The sequence below is a fragment of the Rhizobium sp. AN5 genome, assembly GCF_900215255.1.
GTDB classification, from domain to species: Bacteria; Pseudomonadota; Alphaproteobacteria; order Rhizobiales; family Rhizobiaceae; genus Agrobacterium; species Agrobacterium tumefaciens.
In genome coordinates, this window is the sequence record NZ_OCMJ01000003.1 from 700,877 (window position 1) to 726,451 (window position 25,575).

Sequence of the window (25,575 nt, forward strand, 5' to 3'; positions counted from 1 at the left end):
GCCGGTCCTCCTTACATCTGAAAGGCGCCGCGCCACATATCAGTGGCGCGGCGCCTAAACATCAACCTAGCGGTCTCAGTTGCAGGCCTTGACGGATCCGGCCTTTACACCCTGGCAGGCCGTTTCCTTCTTGATCCAGCCGGCGTCGATGACGACGTTCAGATTGTCCTTGGTAATGGCGATGGGCTTGAGGAAGACTGACTGCATCGTCACTTTTTTCGGACCGCCATCAAAAGCGGCAACGCCCTTGATTTCCGTCATCTTCTTGCCGCCCGCAAGCTCCAGCGCGATGCCGGCAGCTTCCTTGCCGAGTTCGCGGCTGTCCTTCCAGACGGATACTGTCTGCGTGCCGAGCGCTACGCGGTTGAGCGCGGCGAAGTCCGCATCCTGACCGGATACGGGAACAGAACCCGCAAGGCCCTGCGCGGCAAGAGCAGCAATTGCGCCACCGGCCGTTCCGTCGTTCGAGGCGACGACCGCATCGACCTTGTTGTTATTCTTGGTCAGGAACTGCTCCATGTTCTTCTGGGCATTTTCCGGCTTCCAGCCATCGGTATAGGCTTCGCCGACATTCTTGATCTTGCCCGCGTCGACAGCGGCCTTCAGGACTTCCTGCTGTCCGGCAAAAAGAAAGTCCGCATTCGGATCGGAAGACGAACCCTTGATGAAGACGTAGTTGCCTTCCGGCTTGACCTTGAAGACTTCGGCGGCCTGAAGGCGACCGACTTCCTTGTTGTCGAAGGTGATATAGAAGGCGTTCTTGTTTTCGATCAGGCGGTCGTAACCCACCACCGGAATACCTTCAGCGACGGCCTTTTCAACAGCCGGGCCAATCGCGTCGCTGTCCTGCGCAAGAATGATCAGCGCATTGGCGCCCTGGGAAATCAGCGATTCCACGTCGGTCAGCTGTTTTGCGGCGGACGACTGCGCATCGGCGGAAATATACTTCGCACCGGCCTTGTCGAGAGCTGCCTTGATTGCCGCCTCATCCGTCTTCCAGCGCTCTTCCTGGAAATTCGACCAGGAAACGCCAACGACGAGATCAGCAGCAATGGCTGCGGTGTGCAGGGAAACGAGTACAGCTGTACCCGCCAAAAGCTTGGCAAACGAATTCATGATGTCCTCCCGGTAAGGGCGAAGCCTGCACCTCCATGCAGGGAAAACGCCCGGAAAAAGCTGTCGGGCTCTGTGATTTCACAATTTTCTCGACAGTCGAGAAAATTAATGTCAGAGATTCCCCATGCTGTCAACAACGGCTGCGGGCAGCATCCGGGTGCCTTGATCTTGCTCGTGGCGTGCGCCATCAGAGGAGATAAGTACGACAGGAAAAAAGCCGTTCAGGGAGCATACCCCAGCCCATGTCCGCCATTGCAAGCACGGAACTGGTGCGCCAGAAAAACAGCCTGTCGGTGATGGCAGCGCTGCGCCTTCATGGCAGCCTCTCCCATACGGACATGTCCTCCTTCACCGGGCTTGCCTCCGCCACCGTTTCCGCAATCACCATGGAACTCGAGCGGGCCGGCCTCATCCTGCGCAAAGAGCAACTGGCCGCCGCCGGGCGCGGGCGACCACGCATCCTCTTTGGGCCTGATGGTGCTTTCTGCCACGTCGCCATCGTCATCATTTCGTCCGACAGCGTGCAATATTCGTTGGTCGACTATGCCGGCAAGCTGGTGGACCGCTTCACCGAGCAGAGGATCACGGCTGAAAAAGGCTCATTCGGCGGCTCGATCCTCTCCGGCCTCGCACGGCTTGCGGACCGTTCGCGCATCGACCGGCACGACATTCTTCAGGTGTCGATCAGCAGCAAGGGGCTTGTGGACGCGGCAGCGGCGGTGCTCGTCTGGTCGCCGGTGCTCGGCACCGAAAAGATAGATTTCCAGCAGCTCATTTCTCAGGACGGCCGCATCCGCGTGACGCTGAACAACGAAACGCTGCTGGCCGCAAAAGCCATCTGGATGCAGGAGCAGGCAAAGGACGGCCCGAAACCGGAGGCACTTGTCACCCTGTCGCTCGGCCACAGCATTGGCCTCGGCATTGCCCGCGCCGCGGGTGGCGGGATAGAGGTTAGCGCCCCCAATTTCGGACATATGCTGCATCTGGCCGATGGCGCCCTTTGCCGCTGCGGCACCAGAGGCTGTATCGAGGCCTATTCAGGGTTTTATGCAATCCTGCGTTCGGCTTTCGAGGCCCCGCCGCAGGCGGAGCCGGCCAAATTCGTGCCGATTGCCGAAGTGGACAAGATCGCCGCTTCCGCCCGCGTCGGCGGGCGCATGGCGCGGCTTGCCTTCCGCACAGCCGGGCTTGCACTCGGCAACGGCCTTTCACGCCTGTTCAGCCTGCATGGCCATATGCCGGTCTTCATCACTGGCCCCGGCACACGCTACTTCGATCTTCTGGAAAGCGGGCTTCACGATGGCCTTGCGCAATCGCAGTCGGTACGCTTCGGCGGAATGCCAAAAATCGGCATCGCGCCCAACGAACCGGAACTGGTGTTCGAAGGGCATATGGAACTCGCTCTGTCCGCCGCCGACGACTATATATTGAGCGCAGATGGTCCTGAAAGAGCGGTAAGGAACTCGGGGAACTGACGGGGCAACTCCTAGATGCTCAGGCCTGCTCCGTCACGGCTTCGCCCTTTTCCTTGACGCCAATCAGCGTGGAAACGAATTCATCCAGAGCGGCAGCCTCGTCCCTGCTCAACCGCAGGCCCTGTTTCGTGCGCCGCCATAGAATATCCTCCGCCGCGAAGGCCCATTCGCGCTCCACCAGAAAGCGCACTTCGCATTCATAAAGCGTGCCGCCGAAGTGTCGGCCGAGGCCGGAAACATCGGTGGCGGCTCCGAGAAGTTTCGCCGCCTTGGTGCCGTAGTTTCTGATGAGCCGCTCGGCATGGTGACGGTCGAGGAATGGATAGCTGCGCTGAAGCGACAGTACCTGGGCATCATATTTCTCGACACCGAAGTCGCCGCCCGGCAGATACGAGCCCGCCGTCCAGGGCTTGCCCTTTTCGCCGATGGCTGCGCCGATCTTTTCCAGAGCATGTTCCGCCAGCCGCCGGTAGGTGGTCAACTTGCCGCCGAAGATATTGAGCAGCGGCGCTTCGCCCTCTGCCTCTTCAACCTTGAGTACATAGTCGCGCGTGGCTTCCTGCGCCTTTGAAGCGCCATCATCGAAAAGCGGGCGCACGCCGGAATAAGTCCAGACGATATCATCCGGCTTCACCGGCTCGCTGAAATATTCGCTGGCGGCATTGCAGAGATAGGAAATCTCTTCCTCGGAGATGCGCACCTTGGCCGGATCGCCCTTGTAGTCGCGGTCCGTGGTGCCGATCAGCGTAAAATCTTGCTCATAGGGAATGGCAAAGATGATGCGGTTGTCCGGGTTCTGGAAGAAATAGGCGCGCGGATCGGAAAACTTCCTCCGCACGATGATGTGGCTGCCCTGCACGAGACGAACATTGTGCACATCGTTGCGGCCGAACACGCCGGACAGCACGTTATCCACCCATGGGCCGGCGGCATTCACCAGCATGCGCGCTCTGTGCGTGGCTGAACGGCCGGTCTTTTCGTCCAGCGCCTCGATAAACCACACGCCACCTTCGCGCCGTGCGGAAACAACCCGCGTGCGGTTCATGATCGTCGCACCGCGATCTGCCGCGTCACGCGCATTCAGAACCACGAAACGGGCATCGTCCACCCAGCCGTCGGAATATTCGAAAGCCTTCGCAAAGACCGGCTTCAGAGGTTTGCCTGCCGGGTCTTTCCGAAGATCGACCGTGCGCGTCGGCGGCAAAAGCTTGCGGCCGCCGAGGTTGTCATAAAGAAAGAGGCCAAGCCGGACCATCCATGCCGGACGCACGCCGCCTTTCTGGAGCGGCAGAACGAAGCGCATCGGCCAGATGACGTGCGGGGCCATGCCCCACAGAATTTCACGCTCCATCAAGGCTTCGCGCACCAGACGAAACTCATAATGTTCGAGATAACGCAGGCCGCCATGGATGAGCTTGGTGGCTGCCGAAGACGTACCGGAGGCAAAATCGCCCTTTTCCGCAAGCGCCACGGAATAGCCCCTACCCACGGCATCGCGGGCAATGCCGCAACCATTCACGCCACCGCCGATGACAAAAAGATCGAATATGTTTTCGCCGGACATAGGGCCTCCCAAGACAGCGCCGGGGACCGTTTCCCCCTTACGTTGAAAGATTATCGTCATAAAAACGAAAACAAAACGAATGTCAAAAGAAAACAAACGAAACCCATGTTTCCAGCACAAGCGAACGGCAACTGCCGCCAGTGAATCACTTCGCCAGCTTGTTTCGGGATGTCTGGTACGGGGTCTGTGTTTCAGACGTGTGTCGGCGTGACCTGCTCAAGCTCGTAAAGCACGCCGCCCATATCCTTCGGATGCAGGAAGAGAACGGGATTGCCATGCGCGCCGATCTTCGGCTCGCCATCACCTAAAATGCGGATGCCTTTTTGGACGAGATCGTCTCGCACGGCCAGAATATCCGGCACCTCAAAGCACAGATGATGCGTGCCACCACCCGGATTTCTTTCGAGGAAGGCGGTAATCGGAGAGTTCTCTCCGAGCGGATGAAGAAGTTCGATCTTGGTATTGTCAGCCTGAACGAACACCACTGTCACGCCGTGTTCGGGCAGGGATTGCGGCTCGGAAACGTGAGCGCCAAGCGCCCTGTATTGCGAAACGGCGGCATTAAGATCGGGCACGGCAAGGGCGACGTGGTTCAATCTTCCGAACATGGCGGTATTCCTCTCACGCGTTGCGCCGGATGCCTTCGAGCAGATCGAGAACCTTGTTGGCCGCATCCATGACATTGGTGCCGGGTCCGAAAATCGCCGAAACGCCGTGATCGAGCAGGAACTGGTAATCCTGGCGCGGAATGACGCCGCCGACGACGACGATGATGTCCTGGGCACCCTTCTGCTTGAGCGCCTCTACAAGCTGCGGTGCGAGCGTCTTGTGACCTGCGGCAAGCGACGACATGCCGACCACATGCACCTTGTTCTGAACCGCAAGATCGGCTGCCTCGGCAGGCGTCTGGAACAGTGGCCCGGCCAGCACATCGAAACCGATATCGCCAAAGGCCGATGCGATCACCTTCGCGCCGCGATCATGCCCGTCCTGCCCGAGCTTTGCGACCATGATGCGCGGTTTGACGCCGAGTCGCTCTGCCACGCCGGAAAGCCGCGTGGCGAGCGTGGCAAGCTCCGGCTCGTCCTTGTAGGCCTCGCCGTAAATATCCTCCACCACTTCCGGCACGGCAACGTAGTCGCCGAAGACGGCACGCAGCGCATCGGAAATCTCGCCGACGGTGGCGCGGGCGCGGGCGGCGACGACTGCCGCCTCGAGAATATTACCTTTCCCGCTGTGGGCAATTTCGGACACTGCGGCCAGCGCCTTCGAGACGTCCCCGCCGTCGCGGCGACGTTTGGTGTCCTCAAGGCGGCGGATTTGCGCGGCGCGTACGGCGGCGTTGTCGATATCGAGAACGTCGATATCCTCTTCGGTTTCCAGACGGTAGCGGTTGACGCCGACGATGACTTCCTCGCCCTTGTCCACCGCCGCCTGCCGACGCGTGGCCGCCTCCTCGATCAATCGTTTGGGCAGGCCTTCCGCCACCGCTTTGGTCATGCCACCAAGCGCCTCCACCTCCTCAATCAGCGCCCAGGCTTTTTGCGCCAGTTCATCCGTCAGGCTTTCGACGTAGTAGGAACCGGCCAGCGGATCGACGACCTTGGTGACGCCGGTTTCGTGCTGGAGAATAAGCTGGGTATTGCGGGCGATGCGGGCGGAAAATTCTGTCGGCAGGGCAATGGCTTCATCAAAGGAATTGGTGTGCAGCGATTGTGTGCCGCCCAGCACGGCGGACATGGCCTCGAAAGCGGTGCGGACAATGTTATTGTAAGGGTCCTGCTCCTGAAGAGACACACCGGATGTCTGGCAATGGGTGCGCAGCATGAGCGACGACGCCTTTTGCGGCTTGAACTCTTCCATGATGCGCGACCAGAGGAAGCGTGCGGCGCGCAGCTTTGCGGCCTCCATGAAGAAATTCATGCCGATGGCAAAAAAGAACGACAGGCGGCCGGCGAAATCATCGACATTCAGCCCCTTGGCAAGGGCGGCCCGCACATATTCCCGCCCATCCGCCAGCGTGAAGGCAAGCTCCTGCACCAGCGTGGCACCCGCCTCCTGCATGTGATAGCCGGATATCGAAATGGAGTTGAATTTCGGCATCTCTTTCGCCGTATATTCAATGATATCAGCAATGATACGCATCGAAGGCTCGGGCGGGTAGATATAGGTGTTGCGGACCATGAACTCCTTGAGAATGTCGTTCTGGATGGTGCCGGAAAGCGCGGCACGCGAGACGCCCTGCTCTTCCCCCGCAACGATGAAATTGGCGAGCACCGGAATGACGGCCCCGTTCATGGTCATGGAGACGGAGACCTTTTCGAGCGGTATGCCATCGAACAGGATTTTCATGTCCTCGACGCTGTCGATCGCTACGCCCGCCTTACCGACATCGCCTTCAACGCGCGGGTGGTCGCTGTCATATCCGCGATGGGTGGCAAGATCGAAAGCGACCGAAACACCCTGTTGGCCGGCGGCAAGCGCCTTGCGGTAAAAGGCGTTGGAGGCTTCGGCAGTTGAAAAACCGGCATATTGGCGGATCGTCCATGGCCGCCCGGCATACATGGTGGCGCGCGGGCCGCGCGTGAAGGGGGCAAAGCCCGGCAGGCCGTCGAGATGTGAAACCTTTTTCAGATCATCGGCTGTGTAAAGCGGTTTGACGTCTATGCCTTCGGGCGTGTGCCAGACGAGTGCATCCGGTGAACGCTTCAGCTCCTTTTCGGCAAGCTGCAGCCAATCCCGCACCGTTTTTTCACCCGACATGCATATCTCCCCTTCTGCATTTCATTTTCAGTACTGTGACTGGTGATCGTGACCGAAATCCAGCCTACCCCGTAACCCGCTCCGCCCCTCATCCGTTCCTCAAAAACGGTATCAAGCCCTATTCAAATTCGAGGATGACCTCATCCACGGCGAGGCTGTCGCCCGGCTTTGCCGACACTTTGGCGACCCGGCCGCGTTTTTCCGCACGCAGGATGTTTTCCATCTTCATTGCCTCCACCGTCGCCAGCGCCTGACCGGCTTCCACCTCGTCCCCCTCGCCAACCGAGATCCCGGTGATGACGCCCGGCATCGGGCAGAGCAACAGTTTCGACGTATCGGACGGCAGCTTTTCCGGCATCAGCAGCGCCAGTTCCGCCACGCGCGGGCTGCGCACATGGGCAAGAACATCCATGCCGCGCCAGCGCAGGCGAACCGCCGCACCGGCAAGATCGACCTTGGCGGCGATCACCTCGCCCGCCACCGTGAACAGGCCAAGGCTGCGGCCGGGAAGCCAGCCGGTAGCGACCGTCAGCGCAGCACCATCCTCAAAACGGATCGCCATGCCTTCAGCACCGGTTTCCACGCTGACGCTTCGACGGGATTGACCAAGCGAAACCACCCAGTCCTGACCGACAATGCGACGATGATTGCCAATGGTACCGGAAATTTCGACCGCACGGTTTTGAAGCCGCTGGTGGATAACGGTGGCGATGGCTGCAAGCTTGCGCGCGGAGGCCTCATCCGGCTCGACCCCGGAAAAGCCCTCCGGAAATTCCTCGGCGATAAAACCCGTCGTCAGACGGCCGGCCCGAAAACGCTCGTGCTGCATGACAGCCGAGAGGAACGGCAGATTGTGGCCGATGCCCTCCACTTCGAAACGATCCAGCGCCTGCCCCATGGCATCGATGGCGGTTTCACGATCCTTGGCCCAGCTGCAAAGCTTGGCGATCATCGGATCGTAATACATCGAGATTTCGCCGCCTTCGAAGACGCCGGTATCGTTGCGGATCACGGTGCCGTTTTCCTGCTCGCCCTCTTGCGGCGGGCGATACCGCGTCAACCGGCCGATGGAGGGCAAGAAATTGCGATAGGGGTCCTCGGCATAAAGCCGGCTTTCGATTGCCCAGCCGTTCAACTTTATATCGGCCTGCCCGAAGGACAGCTTTTCGCCTGATGCCACGCGGATCATCTGCTCGACCAGATCAATGCCTGTGACGAGTTCCGTTACCGGATGTTCCACCTGCAGGCGCGTATTCATTTCCAGAAAGTAGAAATTGCGCTCGCCATCGACGATGAATTCCACCGTTCCTGCCGAATGGTAACCGACTGCTTTCGACAGAGCCACGGCCTGCTCGCCCATGGCCTTGCGCGTTGCCTCATCAAGAAAGGGCGATGGCGCTTCCTCGATGACCTTCTGGTTGCGGCGCTGGATCGAGCACTCACGCTCGCCGAGGTAAAGGATATTGCCGTGTTGATCGCCCAGCACCTGAATTTCGATATGGCGCGGCTGGGCGACGAATTTCTCGATGAAGATGCGGTCGTCCCCAAACGAAGATTTCGCCTCGTTTTTTGACGACTGGAAACCCTCGCGCGCCTCCGCATCGTTAAAGGCGATGCGCATGCCCTTTCCGCCGCCGCCGGCCGAGGCCTTGATCATCACGGGATAACCGATCTCGGAGGCGATCCTCACCGCCTCATCTGCATCCCCAATCAGCCCCATATGGCCGGGCACGGTGGAAACGCCGGCTTCCGCCGCTAGCTTCTTGGAGGTGATCTTGTCGCCCATGGCCTGGATAGCGCCGACCGGCGGGCCGATGAAGATGACACCCGCCTTCTCCAGCGCCTCGGCAAAGGCAGCGTTCTCCGACAGGAAGCCATAGCCGGGATGCACCGCATCCGCCCCGGTCTTCTCGATCGCCGCAAGGATTTTATCGATGACGATATAGGACTGCGACGAGGGCGCCGGACCGATATGAACGGCCTCATCCGCCATCTTCACATGCAATGCATTGGCATCAGCATCCGAATAGACGGCAACCGTCGCAATGCCCATCTTCTTTGCCGTCTTGATGACCCGGCAGGCGATCTCGCCGCGATTGGCGATGAGGATTTTCTTGATCACGCGGTTACTCTCCCCTCTTCCCCTCACGACAAATGCCGTATGCCGTCCTCAAACCTCGAAAAAATTCTCAAACGATTCCGGGAAATTCTGCCGGGCGACGCGCTCGTCGATGACAAGCATCGCCTGGTAGGAAAGCGGATCGAAATTCTTTTCCGCCGGCAAGACCTCGCGGCCGAACAGCAGGCTGAGGCGGGCAGCGTCGAGATTACCGCGCTCGAACGGCTCGGGACCAAAATGGTGCCAGAGCGAGTGCAGGAAGGCCGCATCGATGCGGTGTTCCTTGGAATCGTCCCGCGCCCTTCGAGGTATCATCTTGATGGGCGTTACCCCTTTTGGGTTGGCGCGGCGGATGGTGAACTGGATGCCCGTGCTCGGCATGCCGGAGGGAAATCCCTTGTGTTTCGTCATTTCGGGCAGGTTCGCCATCTTTTGTCCTTCCAGAAGCATTTCCATTAAAAGCGGGTCCGCTTTTACGTCCGGATATGCGTAAATTCAAATAATTAGAGCGCTTTCATGGTCCCATTAGAACCAGAAGCGCTCTAGTCTTTTCGTTATGCCTTGCCGATTTTGTCCTGCGTCTTCTGCTCGAAGTCGGAGGCATCGTGGCGTTCATGCAATTGTTCGGACGGATCGCCCGAGGTTTTGTTGACGATCACGCCGCGCTTGACCGCAGGGCGTTCGCCGATTTCAAGCGTCCAGCGCATAAGATTCTTATAACCGGCGGCTTCAAGGAAAGCACCGGCATCGCCATAAGCCTGGCCGAGCGCGATCTTGCCGTACCAGGGCCAGACGGCCATGTCGGCAATCGTATATTCCGAGCCCGCCAGATAACGGTTATCGGCCAGATGACGGTCAAGCACGTCAAGCTGGCGTTTCACTTCCATGGCGTAACGGTCGATAGCATATTTGATCTTGATCGGGGCATAGGCGTAGAAATGGCCGAAACCGCCGCCGAGGAAGGGGGCGGAGCCCATCTGCCAGAACAGCCAGTTCAGCGCCTGCGTGCGGGCATTGCCCTCTTTCGGCAGGAAAGCGCCGAATTTCTCCGCGAGGTAAACGAGGATCGAGCCGCTCTCGAAAACCCGGGTCGGCTCGGGCGTCGAATGATCCATCAGCGCCGGGATCTTGGAGTTCGGATTGACGCCGACAAAACCGGAGCCGAACTGGTCGCCTTCGCCGATCTTGATCAGCCAGGCATCATATTCGGCGCCCTTGTGGCCAGCGGCCAGCAATTCTTCCAGCATGATCGAGACCTTCTGACCATTCGGCGTCGCCAGCGAATAAAGCTGCAACGGATGTTTGCCGACCGGCAATTCCTTGTCATGGGTGGGACCGGCGATCGGGCGATTGATATTGGCGAACTGGCCGCCATTGCCCTTGTCCCAGGTCCAGACCTTGGGCACTTCATATCCGGCGGGAAAATTATCTGCGGAGGAGTTCTCGGCCATAAAAATCAGTCCTTGTGCGTTTCGGGAGGGCACCGAAGGTCGGGCGCCTGAACATCATTATAGTAAGGTGGCCAAAGTATTTTTCCAGCCCCAGAGCAGGTCAGAGCGGAATAGTATCGTGCTTTTTCCAGCGGGTTTCGACGTTCTTGCCCCGCAGCGAGGCAAAGGCACGGGCGATGCGGCGGCGCGAGGAATGCGGCATGATGACCTCATCGATGAAACCACGCTCTGCCGCCACAAAGGGATTGGCGAAACGCTCCTCATATTCCCTTGTGCGCGCGGCGATCTTGTCCGGATCGGAAAGCTCCGAGCGATAGAGGATTTCCGCTGCCCCTTTTGCGCCCATGACAGCGATTTCCGCAGTGGGCCATGCATAGTTCACATCAGCGCCGATATGTTTCGAGGCCATCACGTCATAAGCGCCACCATAGGCCTTGCGGGTAATCAGCGTCACCATCGGAACCGTCGCCTCGGAATAGGCAAACAGCAGTTTCGCGCCGTGCTTGATGACGCCGCCATATTCCTGCGCCGTTCCGGGCAGGAAACCGGGCACATCCACCAGTGTCAGCAGGGGAATGTTGAAGGCATCGCAGAAGCGCACGAAGCGGGCGGCCTTGCGTGAGCTGTCAATATCCAGACACCCGGCCAGCACCATCGGCTGGTTTGCGACGACGCCTACCGTCTGGCCTTCCAGACGCATGAAACCGGTGATGATGTTTCTGGCAAACGCCTCCTGCAACTCGAAGAAATCGCCCTCGTCGGCGAGCGCATGGATCAGTTCCTTCATATCGTATGGCTTGTTGGAACTGTCGGGGATCAGCGTATCGAGGCGCGCTTCCAGCCGTGCGGGATCGTCATGAAAAGGCCGGACCGGCGGTTTTTCCCGATTATTCAGCGGCAGGAAATCGAACAGCAGGCGCACATGCTCAAGTGTCTCGATGTCGTTTTCATAGGCGCCATCGGCAACGGAGGATTTTTTGGTGTGTGTGGAGGCGCCGCCCAGCTCTTCCGCCGTGACGATCTCGTTGGTCACGGTCTTCACCACATCCGGCCCGGTTACGAACATGTAGGAGGTGTCGCGCACCATGAAGATGAAGTCGGTCATGGCAGGCGAATAAACGGCACCACCGGCACACGGCCCCATGATGACAGAGATCTGCGGCACGACACCGGAGGCGATGACATTGCGCTTGAAAACGTCGGCATAACCTCCGAGCGAAGCAACGCCTTCCTGAATGCGCGCGCCGCCACTGTCGTTGAGGCCAATCACGGGCGCGCCGTTGCGCACGGCCATATCCATGATCTTGCAGATTTTCTGGGCATGGGTTTCCGACAGCGAACCGCCGAGCACGGTAAAATCCTGGGAAAACACATAGACCTGCCGGCCGTTGATGGTGCCCCAGCCGGTAACGACGCCATCGCCCGCCACCTTCTGTTCGGCCATGCCGAAATCCACCGCCCGGTGGGTAACGTACATGTCGTACTCTTCGAAAGAACCTTCATCCAGCAACACATCGATGCGCTCGCGCGCCGTCAGCTTGCCCTTGGCATGCTGCGCCTCAATGCGCTTGACGCCGCCCCCGAGCCGCGCTTCGTCGCGGCGCGTCTGCAATTGCTCCAGAATGCTGGGCATGTTTCCTCCATGCGTTTCCTCAAAATCAATAGCTTAGAAAACATTCGCCTAGAAGCCTTGATCGTGCGCGTATGCGTGCCATAAATATTTGCAATATTTAATTTTGCAAAGTTGCAACATGGCGACGGAAAAGCTCTTCATCGGCCGCAAGGTCCGCGGCCTTCGCGAAAACGCCCGCGCCACGCAGGCGCAGTTTGCCGAACGGCTCGGCATTTCGGCCAGTTATCTGAACCAGATCGAAAACAATCAGCGACCCGTTTCCGCCAGCGTTCTGGTGACGCTGGTGGAAAAATTCCAGCTCGACGTGACGGAACTGGCAACCGGCGAAAACGACCGGCTGGTTTCCGCTGTGCGCGAGGCCCTGAAAGACCCGCTGTTCCTGAATTACGAGCCCGGGCTGCAGGAGCTGAAGCTGATTGCGCAGAACGCACCGGGTTTTGCGCATGCGCTTTTGCGCGCCCACCAGGCCTACCGGCAAAACAGCGAGCAGCTGGTGCAGCTGGATGACAGGCTGGGGCGGGGAACCGCACAGGTGGAGAGAACACCTTACGAAGAGGTCCGCGATTTCTTCCACTTCGTCGACAATTACGTTGCCGAGATCGATCTTCTGGCGGAAGAACTTGCATACGAACTGGAGATAGAGGGCGGCGAGACCTATGGCGTTCTCGCGGCCCATCTACGCAGCCGCTTCGGTGTCCATATCACCAGAACGGAGGCGGCGGGCGGATTGATCCGGCATTTCGATCCGGCCGGCAAAACGCTGGCGCTCAGTTCCTACATGGCAGCACCGACCCGCTGTTTTCAGCTTGCGCTTCAGATCGCCCAGCTTCATGCGGGAGCAACGGTGGACAGAGTGCTGGCCGGCGCCGGTTTCCGCAGCGCCGAAGCCGCGGAAATCTGTCGCATCGGCCTTCACAACTATTTCGCCGCCGCGCTGATCCTGCCATATGGGCAATTTCACCGGGCCGCGCAGGAATTGCGCCACGATCTGGAACTTCTGGCCGTGCGCTTCGGCGCGAGCCTTGAACAGGTGGCCCACAGGCTCAGCACCTTGCAACGCCCTGGTCAGAAAGGCGTGCCGATCTTTTTCGCGAAGATCGACCGTGCCGGTAACATCACCAAACGCCACAGCGCCACAAGGCTGCAATTTGCCCGTTTCGGCGCGGCCTGTCCGCTCTGGAACATCCATCAGGCCTTCGAAAGCTCCGACAGGATCGTACGCCAGCTGGCGGAAACACCTGACGGCGTGCGCTATCTTTCCATCGCCACGCAGATCGAAAAAGCCGGCGCCGGTTTCAACACGGACAGGCCACGTTATGCCATCGCGCTCGGCTGCGAAATTTCCCATGCGCAGAATTTCGTCTATGCCGATACGCTCGATCTCACCAATACCTCGTCTTTCAAGCCCATCGGCGTTTCCTGCCGGGTCTGCGAAAGGGTGGAGTGCGTTCAGCGCGCCGTACCGCCGCTAAAACGCAAACTACATGTCGATCATCTGTCACGCGGGGCGTTGCCCTACCGGATCGCAGACTTCTAGCGCCGCGCGATCATATCAGGGCAGCGGCACCATCGCGCGCCGCATGACGGCGGCGTAATAGGCCCAGAACAACCGGGCGGCGACAGAGCGCCAGGGCGTCCAGAGTTCCGCCCGCGCCGCCAGCCATTTCGCATCCGGCCGTGCCTCGAGCGAAAGCGCGTGGCCCACCGCAGCCCGCAGCGCCACGTCGCCAACCGGAAAAATATCGGGGTGCCCGCCGCAGAACATCAGATAGACTTCCGCCGTCCACGGGCCGATGCCGCGAAGCGCCACCAGCTCCGAAAGGGCTACGCCTGCTTCCTTGCGACTGACGGCATCAAGATCGATGCGGCCATCCGCAACCGCGTGCGCCAACCCTTCCAGCGTTGTTGCCTTGGCCCGGGAAAGGCCGAAAGTGGCGCGCAATTCTTCCGGCACCGCCAGATAGTTTTCCGCCGTCACCGCCCCGCCTGTGCCGGCAAGGATACGCACCCATATGGCGTTGGCGCTGGCGCGCGACACCATCTGCGACACGACGATATGGGCAAGGCCCGCAAAGCCGGGCTCGTGAATACGCAACTCCAGCGGACCGGCTTTTTCGATAATAAGGCTAAGAGCCGGATCGAGGCGGGCAAGATGCGCCAGACCTTCGCTGATATCGTCGAGGCCCCTGATGATTTTCATGTCTGCACAGCCCATATTCACGTTGGCCCGGCACCGGGTGGCGAGGCGCTTCAAAACATGGCAGAAGAAACCATGCCTTCGCCCGTCCGTCAAAAACCGGTTTATCGTTTTGCGCCAAGCCCCAATGGCGCCCTGCATCTGGGCCATGCGCTTTCCGCTTTTCTGAACCACGACATGGCGCGGGAAAACGGTGGCCATTTTCTGCTGCGCATCGAAGATATCGACCAGACGCGGTGCACTCCGGAGCTGGAGCAGGCGATCTATGATGATCTTGGCTGGCTGGGACTGGAATGGGAAAAGCCGGTGCGGCGGCAATCGGAGCACTTCGATGAGTATCGCACAGCACTCGACAGGCTGGTCGAGGCCGACCTCGCCTATCCCGCCTTCTTAAGCCGGGGTGAGACGAAAGCCATTGTCAGGGCCTTTGAGGCCGAGGGAAGGCTCTGGCCGCGCGATCCCGACGGCGCGCCGCTTTACCCGGCAACAGATCGGCAAAGGCCGCAGGCGGAACGGGCCGAACTTCTGGCATCGGGTAGGCAACATGCCTGGCGGCTCGACATGGAGAAGGCGGTCCGCACCTTGCGCAGCAAGCTGTTCTGGCGCGAGAGCGGCGACGGGCAGACCAGGGAAATCGAAGCTTTGCCGGCGCTCTGGGGCGATGTGGTGCTGTCGCGTTCCGACGCCCCCTCCAGCTATCATCTTTCCGTGGTGTTGGATGACGCGCTGCAAGGCATCACCCATGTGGTGCGCGGCATGGATCTGTTTAACGCAACCGCCATTCACCGGCTGCTGCAACAATTGCTGGACCTGCCGCCACCCGCCTATCACCACCACCGGCTGATTTTGGGTGCTGATGGGCGCAAGCTTTCGAAAAGCGAAGGCAGCACCGGCCTTTCCGCGCTTCGGGCGGAAGGAAAAACGTCGTCAGATATCCGCCGGCTTGTCGGGCTCCTCTAGCACCTGCTCGCGGCGCGCACTGTTGCCGCCGATATTGCGGCGGATGATCTGCCGGACCTTGTATTTCATCAGAGCGGCATTCACCTCCGCACCCAGCATGAAGATGACACCCACCATGTAAAGAAACACCAGAACCACCATCACCGAGGCCAGACCGGCATATGTGGCGGCATAATTAGCGAAGGTGGAGAGGTAATAGGCAAAGATCGCCGCGCCGATGACCCAGAAGATCATTGTCAGCAGAATGCCGGGCCAGACATCCCAGATGCGGCGTTTGCCGGCCGGAAGCCACAGATGCGCCGCCACCAGCCCGACCGTCAGCACGACGATGGTGCCGTAAAGACCGAGGCTGGAAACCGTGTTCAGCGCATCCGTCAGCCAGGGAAACCGCTGCTCGGCAAAGGACGTTGCGACCGGCACCGCAACAAGCACGATGCTGATGCCGGTAAAGACCACCACTGCGATCAACACATAAAGCAGACTGAGAAGACGGGTGATGTACCACCAGCGCGTTTCCGTGACGCGATAGGCGCGGTTGAGCGAGATTCTGAGCGCCTCGACGCCGTTGGAGGCAAAATATGCCGCCGCCAGCACCGAAATCGTCAGCAGTCCGCCGCGCGGAATGGTCAGGACCTGCTGCACCTGCGCGGCAAGCGGACCTGCGATCGCTTCCGGCCAGGTGTCAAAAATCAGATGCACCGCCGTCTCGGAAAACTGGTCAGCCCCCAGAAAACCGGCCAAAGCCGTGCCGAAAATCAGGAACGGGAACAGCGCCAGCAGGATGGAAAGCGCCATGTGGCTCGCCATCGCCCAGCCGTCATCCTCGGCAAAATGAGAATAGGCATCGAAGGCAACCTTGCCTGCCAGGCGCACTGCGGCAACCATGTCGCCTCCATTCATCGGCATTTCATTTGTAACTTCGCCCCGAATATGGGAAGTCAGCTCTACTTTGTACAGCGCACAAGCCCGCCTTTCGGTTCCCGCAGGCATACAGATTTTGCGCAATACAATTTTCACAGGCCGGACCATCGGGCCAGCGCAACATTCGGCTTTCCGGAGCGGCATAGATGCCTGAAAAACCCGTCATCATAATTACCGGATGTTCCTCGGGCATCGGAGCCCATTGTGCCGGCGCGCTTCACCGCGACGGCTGGCGGGTGTTTGCCACCGTGCGCCGCATCGTCGATATGGCCGCGCTCGAAAATCAGGGCATAGAAACCCTGATCATGGATTATACCAAGCCCGAAACCATCGCGGCTCTCGTGGATACGGTTGCGGCCAGAACCGGAGGCCGCATCGATGCACTGTTCAACAATGGCGCCTATGGCCAGCCGGGCGCGGTGGAGGATTTGCCGGTGGAAGCACTGCGGCAGCAATTCGAAACCAACGTCTTCGGCTGGCACGATCTGACGCGACGGGTCATTCCCTTCATGCGCAAGCGTGGTTCCGGACGCATCGTGCATTGCTCCTCCATTCTCGGCCTAATCCCCTATCGGTATCGCGGCGCCTATACCGCATCGAAGTTCGCCATCGAGGGCCTTGGCGTCACGCTGCGCATGGAACTTCAGGGCAGCGGCATCCATGTGAGCCTGATCGAACCGGGACCGATCACGTCGAAATTCACCACGACGGCCCTTGCCCACGTCAGGGACAAGATCGATCTGGAAAACTCGGCCCATGCGGTGGAATACAAGCGTCAGCTGGCGCGGATGGATGGGTCCGGCCCGGTCAACCGCCACAAGCTTGGCCCCGAAGCCGTTTATGCCGTGCTGAAACACGCCCTGACCGCCGCAAAGCCAAAACCGCATTATCCCGTCACCGTTCCCGCCAAACAGGGGCTGTTGCTGAAACGGCTCTTGCCTCCCGGACTGTTCTATCGTCTGCTGCGCAGATTCGATTGAGGAGGAGTACCCCCTAAATGTCCGGCTTCACCACCGTTCTGGCCCTTATCGTCATGGGCCTCGTTGTCATCGTGCTGATACGAGGCCTTTTCAACATGCTGAAGGGCCAGGACGCCAACCGTTCCAACAAGTTGATGCAGCTTCGCCTTCTGTTGCAGGCCATCGCCATCGTGCTCATCATGCTGACCCTGTGGCTCACCGGCGGCGGACGCTGACATGGTGAAGCTGAACAAGATCTACACCCGCACCGGCGACAAGGGCACGACGGCGCTGGTGTCCGGTCCCCGCCGCCTGAAGCACGATCTTCGCGTCGAGGCCTATGGCACGGTGGACGAAACGAATTCGGCGATCGGCGTGGCGCGGCTGCATACCGCCAATACTGATATTGCCAGCATGGAAAAGCTGGATGCCATGCTGTTCCGCATCCAGAACGACATGTTCGACCTGGGCGCCGATCTCGCGACCCCGGAAACCGACGAGCCGCCGGCCTACGAGCCGCTGCGCATTGTCGAGAGCCAGGTCACGCGGCTGGAAAACGAAATCGACGACCTCAACTCCTCACTTGAACCGCTGACCTCCTTCGTGCTGCCGGGCGGCAATGCGGCGGCGGCCAATCTGCATCTGGCGCGCACGATCTGCCGACGGGCGGAACGGCTCATGGTGGAGCTCTCGGTTGCTGAAAGCGAGATCGTCAGCCCGGAAGCGCTAAAATATGTCAACCGCCTGTCCGACTTCCTGTTCGTAGCCGCCCGTTTTGCCAATGATATGGGCAAGGCTGACATATTGTGGGTTCCCGGCAAGAACCGCTAAGATCGCGAGACAATCGCGCAACAGAAGGGCATTCGATGTTCATACCGCTGCACGATGCGAATTCCCTCAAACACATCCGGCTGCAATATGTCACGATCGGCCTGATCGTGGTCAATGTGCTGGTCTGGCTGTTCACCGGCGTGTTCGCCAGCGATGTGCAGGCCAATGCCGCAGCGCTCGGCCTCGGCTTCATTCCGGCGGTGGTGTTCGATTACGCCTATCTGGAACCCGCCTTGCAGGTGGTGCCGGATGATCTGACCGTCGTCACCTATGCGTTCCTGCATCTGGATTTCTGGCACATGGCAGGCAACATGCTGTTTCTGTGGGTCTTCGGCGACAACGTCGAGGACGCGCTCGGCCATTTCCGTTTCCTGATATTTTACATCGCCTGCGCCATAGCCGGCGCGCTGTTGCACGGCTTCGTCGCACCCATGTCGGAAGGGCCGCTTATCGGTGCATCAGGCGCTGTTTCCGGCGTCGTCGCGGCCTATTTTCTCCTGCATCCCAAGGTGCGCGTCTGGGTTCTGGTGTTCATGCGCATTCCGTTGCCCTTGCCTGCCTTCATTCCGCTGGCGCTATGGATCGGCCAGCAATTTCTGATGCTGGCACTTGGCCTTGAAGAAAATGTGTCCTGGGGGGCACATGTGGGCGGCATATTGGCCGGGGCTGTGATGGTAATTTTCATGCGCAGGCCGGACGTTCCCCTGTTCGACCGCACGATTGTTCCGCCAAGGGCGGCGCAGTTCAAGAATCCGTCGCAAACGGCGGGGTTGTCGCAAATCGAACGGGGCTATGACGGGAGCAGATGAGCCGTTGACGAAGAGATAAATTATTTACGTTAACGTCAACGTAAGGTATGCCTTGCGTGCATGTGATAATGAACATTGCTCCGTTGTATTTGCGGGAAAAATGCTTATCCATGTCGCCAACCTGTTTTTGGAGGTCCGCGCGGTCTTGTCGCCTCGCGGACAGGAGTTTGAGGAAAACCGCCGATGAAGATCCTTGTCCCTGTCAAACGAGTTGTTGATTACAACGTCAAGATCCGCGTGAAGTCGGATGGTTCGGGCGTTGAACTCGCGAATGTGAAGATGTCGATGAACCCGTTCGACGAAATCTCGGTGGAAGAAGCGCTGCGGCTGAAAGAAGCCGGCAAGGCCGAAGAAGTCGTGGTCGTGTCGATCGGCCCGGCCAAGGCGGAAGAAACGCTGCGCACGGCGCTCGCCATGGGTGCCGACCGCGCCATCCTGATCGAGACAGATGAAACGGTCGAACCGCTGGCAGTCGCCAAGCTGCTGAAGGGCGTGGCGGAAGCCGAGCAGCCCGGCCTCGTCATCGTCGGCAAGCAGGCTATCGACGACGACAGTAACCAGACCGGTCAGATGCTGGCCGCCCTTCTCGGCTGGGGCCAAGGCACCTTCGCCTCCAAGGTCGTACCGTCTGACGGCAAGGTCGCTGTGACGCGTGAAGTCGATGGCGGCCTGCAGACGGTCGAACTGAAACTTCCCGCTGTCGTCACCACCGATCTTCGTCTGAACGAGCCGCGTTACGCCTCGCTGCCGAACATCATGAAGGCAAAGAAGAAGCCGCTCGACAAGAAGACCCCGGCCGATTTCGGCGTCGATGTCACGCCGCGTCTGAAGGTGTTGAAGACCGAGGAGCCCACAGGCCGCAAGGCCGGCATCAAGGTCGGCTCGGTGGCTGAGCTGGTCGAAAAGCTCAAAGCCGACGGCGTCCTCTAAGGTTTCGGAAAAGGGAGATTACAACATGGCCATTCTTCTTCTGGCAGAACACGACAACGCAACCCTTTCCGACCTGACGGCGAAGACGCTGACGGCGGCAACGCAGATTGGCGGCGACGTCCACGTGCTCGTTGCCGGCTCCGGTGCGAAGGGTGCCGCCGATGCGGCAGCGAAACTGTCCGGCGTTGCCAAGGTTCTGCTTGCCGACGACGCATCCTATGCCAACGCGCTCGCCGAGCCGCTGGCGGCGCTGATCGTCTCGCTCAGCCCTTCCTATGACGTCATCATCGCACCGGCGACCGCTTCGGCCAAGAATGTCGCCCCGCGCGTCGCAGCCCTTCTCGATGTGGCCCAGGTCTCGGAAATCATCGAGGTCGTCAGCCCGGATACCTTCAAACGTCCGATCTATGCCGGCAACGCCATCCAGACGGTGCAGGCAAGCGACGCAAAGAAGGTCATCACCGTGCGCCCCACCGCGTTTGCGGCAGCCGCTGAAGGCGGTTCGGCACCGGTGGAAACCATCGGCGCTGCCGAGAACCCCGGCGTTTCTGTCTTTGTGTCCGACGCGCTAGCCTCTTCCGATCGTCCGGAACTGACCTCTGCGAAGATCATCATCTCGGGCGGTCGCGCACTCGGCTCCTCGGAAAAGTTCCGCGAAGTGATCCTGCCGGTTGCCGACAAGCTCGGTGCAGCCGTCGGCGCATCGCGCGCAGCCGTCGATGCGGGTTACGCACCGAACGACTGGCAGGTCGGTCAGACCGGCAAGGTCGTGGCACCGCAGCTTTACATCGCTGCCGGCATTTCGGGCGCCATCCAGCATCTGGCCGGCATGAAGGACTCTAAGGTCATCGTTGCCATCAACAAGGACGAGGAAGCGCCGATCTTCCAGGTTGCCGATTACGGCCTCGTTGCAGACCTGTTCGAGGCTCTACCGGAACTCCAGAAGGCTCTGTGATTTTAAGCCTTTAGCCAAAGGCGGCGCGTTTTTTGAACGCGCCGCCTTCTCTTTTTCGGCGATATGCGTAACATCGCCGCAAATGACGCAGATGAAATCCCATGAGGAGACCAGCATATGACCGCCCCCTTTAAAAACATCGGTATCATCGGAGCCGGTCAAATGGGTTGCGGCATCGCGCATGTTTCCGCCTTGGCCGGTTACAAGGTTCACATTTACGATCTTTCCAAGGACGGCATCGAAGCCGGCCTTGCCACGATCAACGGCAATCTTGCCCGTCAGGTCACCAACGGCAAGCTCTCCGACGACGCCCGCAAAGAAGCGCTCGCGCTCATCAGCGGTTCGACTGACGTCAACGATCTGGCGCCGATGGATCTGGTCATCGAAGCTGCTACCGAAAACGAGGAAATCAAACGCAAGATCTATGCGCAGATCTGCCCGGTGCTGAAGCCCGAAGCGCTTTTGGCCACCAACACGTCTTCGCTCTCCATCACCCGCCTTGCTTCCGCGACCGATCGTCCCGAACAGTTCATGGGCATCCACTTCATGAACCCGGTGCCGGTGATGAAACTGGTGGAGCTGGTGCGCGGCATCGCCACCAACGAAAAGACCTTCGACGCGGCAAAGGACTACGTGCGGACGCTGGAAAAAGCGATCACAGTTGCCGAGGATTTCCCCGCCTTCATCGTCAACCGCATCCTGCTGCCGATGATCAATGAGGCGATCTACACGCTTTACGAGGGCGTCGGCTCGGTGGAAGCCATCGATACTGCCATGCGACTTGGTGCCAACCACCCAATGGGGCCGTTGCAGCTTGCCGACTTCATCGGTCTCGACACCTGTTTGTCGATCATGCAGGTGCTGCATGACGGGCTGGCCGACAGCAAATACCGCCCCTGCCCGCTGCTGGTGAAATATGTCGAGGCCGGCTGGCTCGGCCGCAAATCCGGCCGCGGCTTTTACGACTATCGCGGCGAGACACCTGTTCCGACGCGCTAAGGCGCAAGAGATATTCCTCTGATATCATGCGAGATGACGGGAGGGAAATCCCTCCCGCACTGGACAATTATTTAGCCTTCACTGCCGATACCAACGCCTTGGCATCTTCGCTGTCCCAGGCTGCCGGACCGTTCATGGCGGCAAGCAGGCAGCCTTTTTCGTCCAGAAGAAGCGTCGCGGGAAGGCCGAAAGCCAGCCCTTCCTTTTTCAGAACATTGAAGACGCCCATGGAGCTGTCGCGGTAAAGTTTCAGCGCGTCGATCTTGTATTCGTCCATGAAGGCTTTCGGTTTTTCGTCCGCGCCGGTGTCGATATTGACCGCAACAACCTCAAAGCCATCGCTGCCCTTTTCCTTCTCGAGTGCGTTCAGCGCAGGCATTTCCTCCCGGCATGGCACGCACCAGGTGGCCCACAGATTAAGGAGAACCGCCTTGCCCTTGAGATCGGCAAGCGACATGTCCGACCCTTGCGGACCCTTGAAGGACAGCGGGATGACGCGCGGCGTATCCGTGGCCGACATGGCCGCCACCTGGCCCTTCAGGAGGGGTTTCAGCGAGGCGATGCGCTTTGCCGCACCTTCACATAAACCGGCCTCGGCAACCGCTGCCCCTTGAACCGGGCTCTCAGACCCAATATGCCTGAACCAGACCGCACCCGCGCCGAACACGACACCGGCAACGGCAGCAATTGCAACCAATCTGGCGGAAGGAAGCCTGAACGGCCTTTTTTCTGTCATCGAATACTCCAGGGCACGCAGAACATGGCTGACGGCACAGATCAGAAATCCTCCAACCAGATGTGGGGCGGACGTTTCGCTTCCGGGCCATCAGCCATCATGGAAGAGATAAATGCCTCCATCGGCTTCGACAAGAAGCTTTATGCCCAGGACATCCGCGGCTCTATAGCGCATGCCACCATGCTGGCGGAAAAAGGCATTATTTCGCAGGAAGATAAAGACAAGATCGTTCACGGCCTGAACACGATCCTGTCAGAAATCGAGGCCGGCAGCTTCGAATTCTCGCGCAAGCTCGAAGACATTCACATGAACATCGAGGCGCGACTTGCCACCCTCATCGGCACGGCGGCAGGGCGTCTGCACACCGCCCGCTCGCGCAACGACCAGGTGGCGCTCGATTTCCGCCTCTGGGTCAAGGAAGAGCTGCAGAAGACGGAAGGCATGCTGACCGCGCTCATCGCCGCCTTCCTCGACCGCGCCGAGGAAAATGCCGATACGGTCATGCCCGGCTTCACCCATCTGCAGACGGCCCAGCCCGTCACCTTCGGCCATCATTGCATGGCCTATGTGGAAATGTTCGGCCGTGACCGCGCCCGCGTGCGTCACGCGATCGAACATCTGGATGAAAGCCCGATCGGTGCAGCCGCCCTGGCCGGCACCGGTTATCCTATCGACCGCCACATGACGGCAAAGGCGCTCGGCTTCCGCGAGCCGACCCGCAACTCCATCGACACCGTTTCCGACCGCGATTTCGCGCTGGAGTTCCTGTCGATCGCCTCAATCTGCGCCACGCACCTGTCGCGCCTCGCCGAAGAAATCGTTATCTGGTCGACGCCGCAATTCGGCTTCATCCGCCTGTCCGATGCCTTTTCCACCGGCTCGTCGATCATGCCGCAGAAGAAGAACCCCGACGCCGCCGAACTGGTGCGCGCCAAGACCGGCCGCATCAACGGCTCGCTGGTGGCGCTTCTGACTGTGATGAAGGGCCTGCCACTCGCCTATTCCAAGGACATGCAGGAAGACAAGGAACAGGTTTTCGATGCCGCCGAAAGCCTGGAACTGGCCATTGCCGCCATGACCGGCATGATCCGCGACCTTGAGGTGCGCAAGGACCGCATGCGTGCGGCCGCCGGTTCGGGCTATTCCACCGCCACCGATCTTGCCGACTGGCTGGTGCGCGAGGCAGGCCTGCCCTTCCGCGATGCCCACCATGTGACCGGCAATGCGGTTGCACTGGCGGAAAAGAAGGGCTGCGATCTGGCCGATCTTTCGCTGGAAGACCTGCAGGCGATCCATCCGGCCATTACGAGCGGCGTTTTCGACGTTCTTTCCGTCGAGGCATCGGTTGCCAGCCGCACCAGTTTTGGTGGCACGGCTCCTTCCGAGGTCAAGAAGCAGATCGCCTGGTGGCGTGGACGCAACTGATAAAATCGCGTTACGCTGCGATCACAAGAAACAGGGTGCACAAGCGCCCTGTTTTTCGTTATCAGAGAAGCACATATTTCCTTTGGACAGGCTCATGCTTTCAAAAACCGCGCGCAATCTCATCGTTCCCATCGGCATGACGCTCGCCGTCAGTCTTGCTCTCAGTGCCTGCGGGCGAAAAGGCGATATTGACCCGCCGAGCACGCCGGTCGAAATGCGCAACAAGCGCAATGCCGACGGAACGGAGACGAAGCCGGCAACGGCGGAGCGGCCGTTCATCCTCGACAAGCTTCTCTGACGGGAAAAAGCCTGTGAACCATTTTGGCTATATCGACGGCGTGCTTCACGCCGAAAACGTGCCCGTGCCTGAGATCGCCAAGGCGGTCGGCACGCCGTTCTATGTCTATTCGACCGCGACGCTTGAGCGCCACTACAAGGTGTTTTCCGGCGCTTTCGCCGATGTGGACGCCATGGTCTGTTACGCCATGAAGGCCAATTCCAACCAGGCCGTTCTGAAGACACTGGCAAAGCTCGGCGCGGGTATCGATGTGGTATCCGGCGGCGAATTGCGCCGCGCGCTCGGCGCCGGCGTACCGGCAAGTCGCATCATGTTTTCCGGCGTCGGCAAGACGGTGGCGGAAATGGATTACGCGCTGGAAGCCGGCATCTACTGCTTCAACATAGAATCCGAGCCGGAGCTTGAGGTTCTCAACCTGCGCGCCGTCAAGGCCGGAAAAAGGGCGCATGTGTCCTTCCGCATCAATCCGGATGTGGATGCGCGCACCCATGCCAAGATTTCCACCGGCAAAAAAGAGAACAAGTTCGGCATTTCCTATGAGCGGGCGCGTGCGGTCTATGCCCATGCCGCCACCCTGCCCGGCATCGAAGTCACCGGCATCGACATGCATATCGGCAGCCAGATCACCGAATTGCAGCCCTTCGAGGATGCGTTCCGCTTGCTGCGCGAACTGGTGGAATCCCTGCGCACTGACGGGCACACGATCAGCCACGTCGATATCGGAGGCGGTCTCGGCATTCCCTACCGCGAGGACAATAATCCGCCGCCGCTGCCGGATGCCTATGCGCATATCGTCAAGAACGAGCTGAAGAGTCTCAACTGCAAGATCATCACCGAACCGGGACGCCTGATCGTCGGCAATGCCGGCATTCTGGTGACGGAAGTGATCTATGTGAAGGATGGCGGCGAAAAGAACTTCGTGATTGTCGATGGCGCGATGAACGACCTCATCCGCCCGACGCTTTACGAGGCCTATCACGGCATCCGCCCGGTCGTACAGCCTGCGGTGGACGCCCCTCGCATCAAGGCCGATATCGTCGGCCCTGTCTGCGAAACGGGTGACTATCTGGCGCTGGACCGTGAGATGGCCGCACCGCAGCCAGGTGATCTGATTGCCGTCAGTTCAGCAGGTGCTTACGGCGCCGTGCAGGCAGGCACCTATAATTCGCGCCTGCTGGTGCCGGAAGTGCTGGTAAGGGGTGACAAGTTCCACGTCATCCGCCCGCGCGGAACCTATGAAGAGCTGATCGCTCTCGATTCCGTACCTGCCTGGCTCGATTGATCCGCCATTCATCCGGCTTGGTCGATCACAATTGAGCGAAGCTGCCTAAAAAATGGGGGTGAGCATCCGCTTGCCCTCGTCTTCGCCACAAAGAATGTTATCCTTGTTTCTCATAATACAAGCAGCTCGCCGTTCCGGGAATGGCGTTTGAC

24 protein-coding genes are annotated in these 25,575 nt (G+C 59.7%); 13 read left to right on the plus strand and 11 right to left on the minus strand.

All coding sequences use genetic code 11. The features are described from left to right. Window positions 1-75: 75 nt before the first annotated feature. A complete protein-coding gene (gene xylF, locus CRP02_RS06610) occupies window positions 76-1,116 on the minus strand; it encodes a D-xylose ABC transporter substrate-binding protein (RefSeq protein ID WP_003511300.1) in 1,041 nt (346 codons plus the stop codon). Between the two features lie 242 nt (window positions 1,117-1,358). Between xylF and CRP02_RS06615 the strand changes: the two genes are divergently transcribed. Then, window positions 1,359-2,591 (plus strand): ROK family transcriptional regulator, encoded by a 1,233-nt coding sequence (locus CRP02_RS06615; protein WP_179783956.1) that lies wholly within the window; start codon window positions 1,359-1,361, stop codon window positions 2,589-2,591. Between the two features lie 19 nt (window positions 2,592-2,610). Here CRP02_RS06615 and CRP02_RS06620 read toward each other — a convergent pair whose 3' ends face one another. The 7 genes from CRP02_RS06620 to CRP02_RS06650 all read right to left on the minus strand — a co-directional run bounded on the left by CRP02_RS06620 (window position 2,611) and on the right by CRP02_RS06650 (window position 12,121). Then, window positions 2,611-4,155 carry a glycerol-3-phosphate dehydrogenase gene (locus CRP02_RS06620; protein ID WP_097170618.1) on the minus strand — a complete coding sequence of 515 codons (1,545 nt, stop codon included), beginning with the start codon at window positions 4,153-4,155 and terminating at the stop codon, window positions 2,611-2,613. Window positions 4,156-4,346: 191 nt separating this feature from the next. Next, a complete protein-coding gene (mce, locus tag CRP02_RS06625; protein ID WP_097170619.1) occupies window positions 4,347-4,763 on the minus strand; it encodes a methylmalonyl-CoA epimerase in 417 nt (138 codons plus the stop codon). Between the two features lie 13 nt (window positions 4,764-4,776). Continuing rightward, window positions 4,777-6,918, minus strand: a complete 2,142-nt coding sequence (gene scpA / locus CRP02_RS06630; RefSeq protein ID WP_097170620.1) for a methylmalonyl-CoA mutase — start codon at window positions 6,916-6,918, stop codon at window positions 4,777-4,779. Window positions 6,919-7,036: 118 nt separating this feature from the next. Further along, window positions 7,037-9,040 (minus strand): acetyl/propionyl/methylcrotonyl-CoA carboxylase subunit alpha, encoded by a 2,004-nt coding sequence (locus CRP02_RS06635; RefSeq protein WP_097170621.1) that lies wholly within the window; start codon window positions 9,038-9,040, stop codon window positions 7,037-7,039. A gap of 48 nt (window positions 9,041-9,088) precedes the next feature. After that, entirely contained in the window at window positions 9,089-9,466 is a 378-nt protein-coding gene (locus CRP02_RS06640; RefSeq protein WP_097171276.1) for a hypothetical protein, read from the minus strand. A gap of 125 nt (window positions 9,467-9,591) precedes the next feature. Then, on the minus strand, window positions 9,592-10,488 hold the full coding sequence (yghU, locus tag CRP02_RS06645; RefSeq protein WP_003511310.1) for a glutathione-dependent disulfide-bond oxidoreductase: 897 nt from the start codon (window positions 10,486-10,488) through the stop codon (window positions 9,592-9,594). A gap of 100 nt (window positions 10,489-10,588) precedes the next feature. After that, complete coding sequence (locus CRP02_RS06650) at window positions 10,589-12,121, minus strand: acyl-CoA carboxylase subunit beta (RefSeq protein WP_035199610.1); 1,533 nt, start codon at window positions 12,119-12,121, stop codon at window positions 10,589-10,591. A gap of 118 nt (window positions 12,122-12,239) precedes the next feature. Between CRP02_RS06650 and CRP02_RS06655 the strand changes: the two genes are divergently transcribed. Then, complete coding sequence (locus CRP02_RS06655) at window positions 12,240-13,658, plus strand: helix-turn-helix domain-containing protein (protein WP_097170622.1); 1,419 nt, start codon at window positions 12,240-12,242, stop codon at window positions 13,656-13,658. 15 nt (window positions 13,659-13,673) lie between these two features. On the opposite strand, the gene CRP02_RS06660 is transcribed toward CRP02_RS06655, so the two are convergent. Beyond that, window positions 13,674-14,321: a DNA-3-methyladenine glycosylase family protein gene (locus CRP02_RS06660; protein WP_097170623.1), complete on the minus strand. Its 648-nt coding sequence runs from the start codon at window positions 14,319-14,321 to the stop codon at window positions 13,674-13,676. A 72-nt stretch (window positions 14,322-14,393) separates the two neighbouring features. On the opposite strand from CRP02_RS06660, the gene gluQRS reads away from it, so the two are divergent. Beyond that, window positions 14,394-15,278: a tRNA glutamyl-Q(34) synthetase GluQRS gene (gene gluQRS, locus CRP02_RS06665; RefSeq protein ID WP_179783995.1), complete on the plus strand. Its 885-nt coding sequence runs from the start codon at window positions 14,394-14,396 to the stop codon at window positions 15,276-15,278. Here gluQRS and CRP02_RS06670 read toward each other — a convergent pair. Next, window positions 15,246-16,163, minus strand: a complete 918-nt coding sequence (locus CRP02_RS06670) for a YihY/virulence factor BrkB family protein (protein WP_097100445.1) — start codon at window positions 16,161-16,163, stop codon at window positions 15,246-15,248. The two genes, gluQRS and CRP02_RS06670, sit on opposite strands and share 33 nt — an antisense overlap. Window positions 16,164-16,345: 182 nt before the next feature. Between CRP02_RS06670 and CRP02_RS06675 the strand changes: the two genes are divergently transcribed. The 7 genes from CRP02_RS06675 (at window position 16,346) to CRP02_RS06705 (ending at window position 21,682) form a co-directional block, all read left to right on the plus strand. Next, a complete protein-coding gene (locus CRP02_RS06675) occupies window positions 16,346-17,179 on the plus strand; it encodes an SDR family oxidoreductase (RefSeq protein ID WP_097170624.1) in 834 nt (277 codons plus the stop codon). Window positions 17,180-17,196: 17 nt separating this feature from the next. Continuing rightward, on the plus strand, window positions 17,197-17,394 hold the full coding sequence (locus CRP02_RS06680; RefSeq protein WP_003497428.1) for a twin transmembrane helix small protein: 198 nt from the start codon (window positions 17,197-17,199) through the stop codon (window positions 17,392-17,394). Window position 17,395: 1 nt separating this feature from the next. Then, a complete protein-coding gene (locus CRP02_RS06685; protein ID WP_097170625.1) occupies window positions 17,396-17,989 on the plus strand; it encodes a cob(I)yrinic acid a,c-diamide adenosyltransferase in 594 nt (197 codons plus the stop codon). Window positions 17,990-18,024: 35 nt separating this feature from the next. Continuing rightward, a complete protein-coding gene (locus tag CRP02_RS06690; protein WP_097099958.1) occupies window positions 18,025-18,798 on the plus strand; it encodes a rhomboid family intramembrane serine protease in 774 nt (257 codons plus the stop codon). Between the two features lie 183 nt (window positions 18,799-18,981). Beyond that, the gene (locus tag CRP02_RS06695; RefSeq protein ID WP_097099957.1) at window positions 18,982-19,728 is read left to right on the plus strand and encodes an electron transfer flavoprotein subunit beta/FixA family protein; all 747 of its coding nucleotides are present in this window, start codon (window positions 18,982-18,984) and stop codon (window positions 19,726-19,728) included. A 25-nt stretch (window positions 19,729-19,753) separates the two neighbouring features. Next, a complete protein-coding gene (locus CRP02_RS06700; protein ID WP_003511321.1) occupies window positions 19,754-20,683 on the plus strand; it encodes an electron transfer flavoprotein subunit alpha/FixB family protein in 930 nt (309 codons plus the stop codon). Window positions 20,684-20,800: 117 nt separating this feature from the next. After that, window positions 20,801-21,682: a 3-hydroxybutyryl-CoA dehydrogenase gene (locus tag CRP02_RS06705; RefSeq protein WP_097099956.1), complete on the plus strand. Its 882-nt coding sequence runs from the start codon at window positions 20,801-20,803 to the stop codon at window positions 21,680-21,682. Between the two features lie 67 nt (window positions 21,683-21,749). Here CRP02_RS06705 and tlpA read toward each other — a convergent pair whose 3' ends face one another. Beyond that, on the minus strand, window positions 21,750-22,418 hold the full coding sequence (gene tlpA / locus CRP02_RS06710; protein ID WP_097170626.1) for a thiol:disulfide interchange protein TlpA: 669 nt from the start codon (window positions 22,416-22,418) through the stop codon (window positions 21,750-21,752). Between the two features lie 24 nt (window positions 22,419-22,442). Here tlpA and argH point away from each other — a divergent pair, with 24 nt between their 5' ends. The 3 genes from argH to lysA all read left to right on the plus strand — a co-directional run bounded on the left by argH (window position 22,443) and on the right by lysA (window position 25,423). Further along, entirely contained in the window at window positions 22,443-23,843 is a 1,401-nt protein-coding gene (gene argH / locus CRP02_RS06715) for an argininosuccinate lyase (RefSeq protein WP_025595424.1), read from the plus strand. A 94-nt stretch (window positions 23,844-23,937) separates the two neighbouring features. Further along, window positions 23,938-24,141, plus strand: coding sequence for an LPS translocon maturation chaperone LptM (lptM, locus tag CRP02_RS06720; protein WP_003511326.1), 204 nt, complete (start codon window positions 23,938-23,940; stop codon window positions 24,139-24,141). Between the two features lie 13 nt (window positions 24,142-24,154). After that, a complete protein-coding gene (gene lysA, locus CRP02_RS06725) occupies window positions 24,155-25,423 on the plus strand; it encodes a diaminopimelate decarboxylase (protein WP_097170628.1) in 1,269 nt (422 codons plus the stop codon). The last annotated feature ends 152 nt before the right edge of the window (window positions 25,424-25,575 follow it).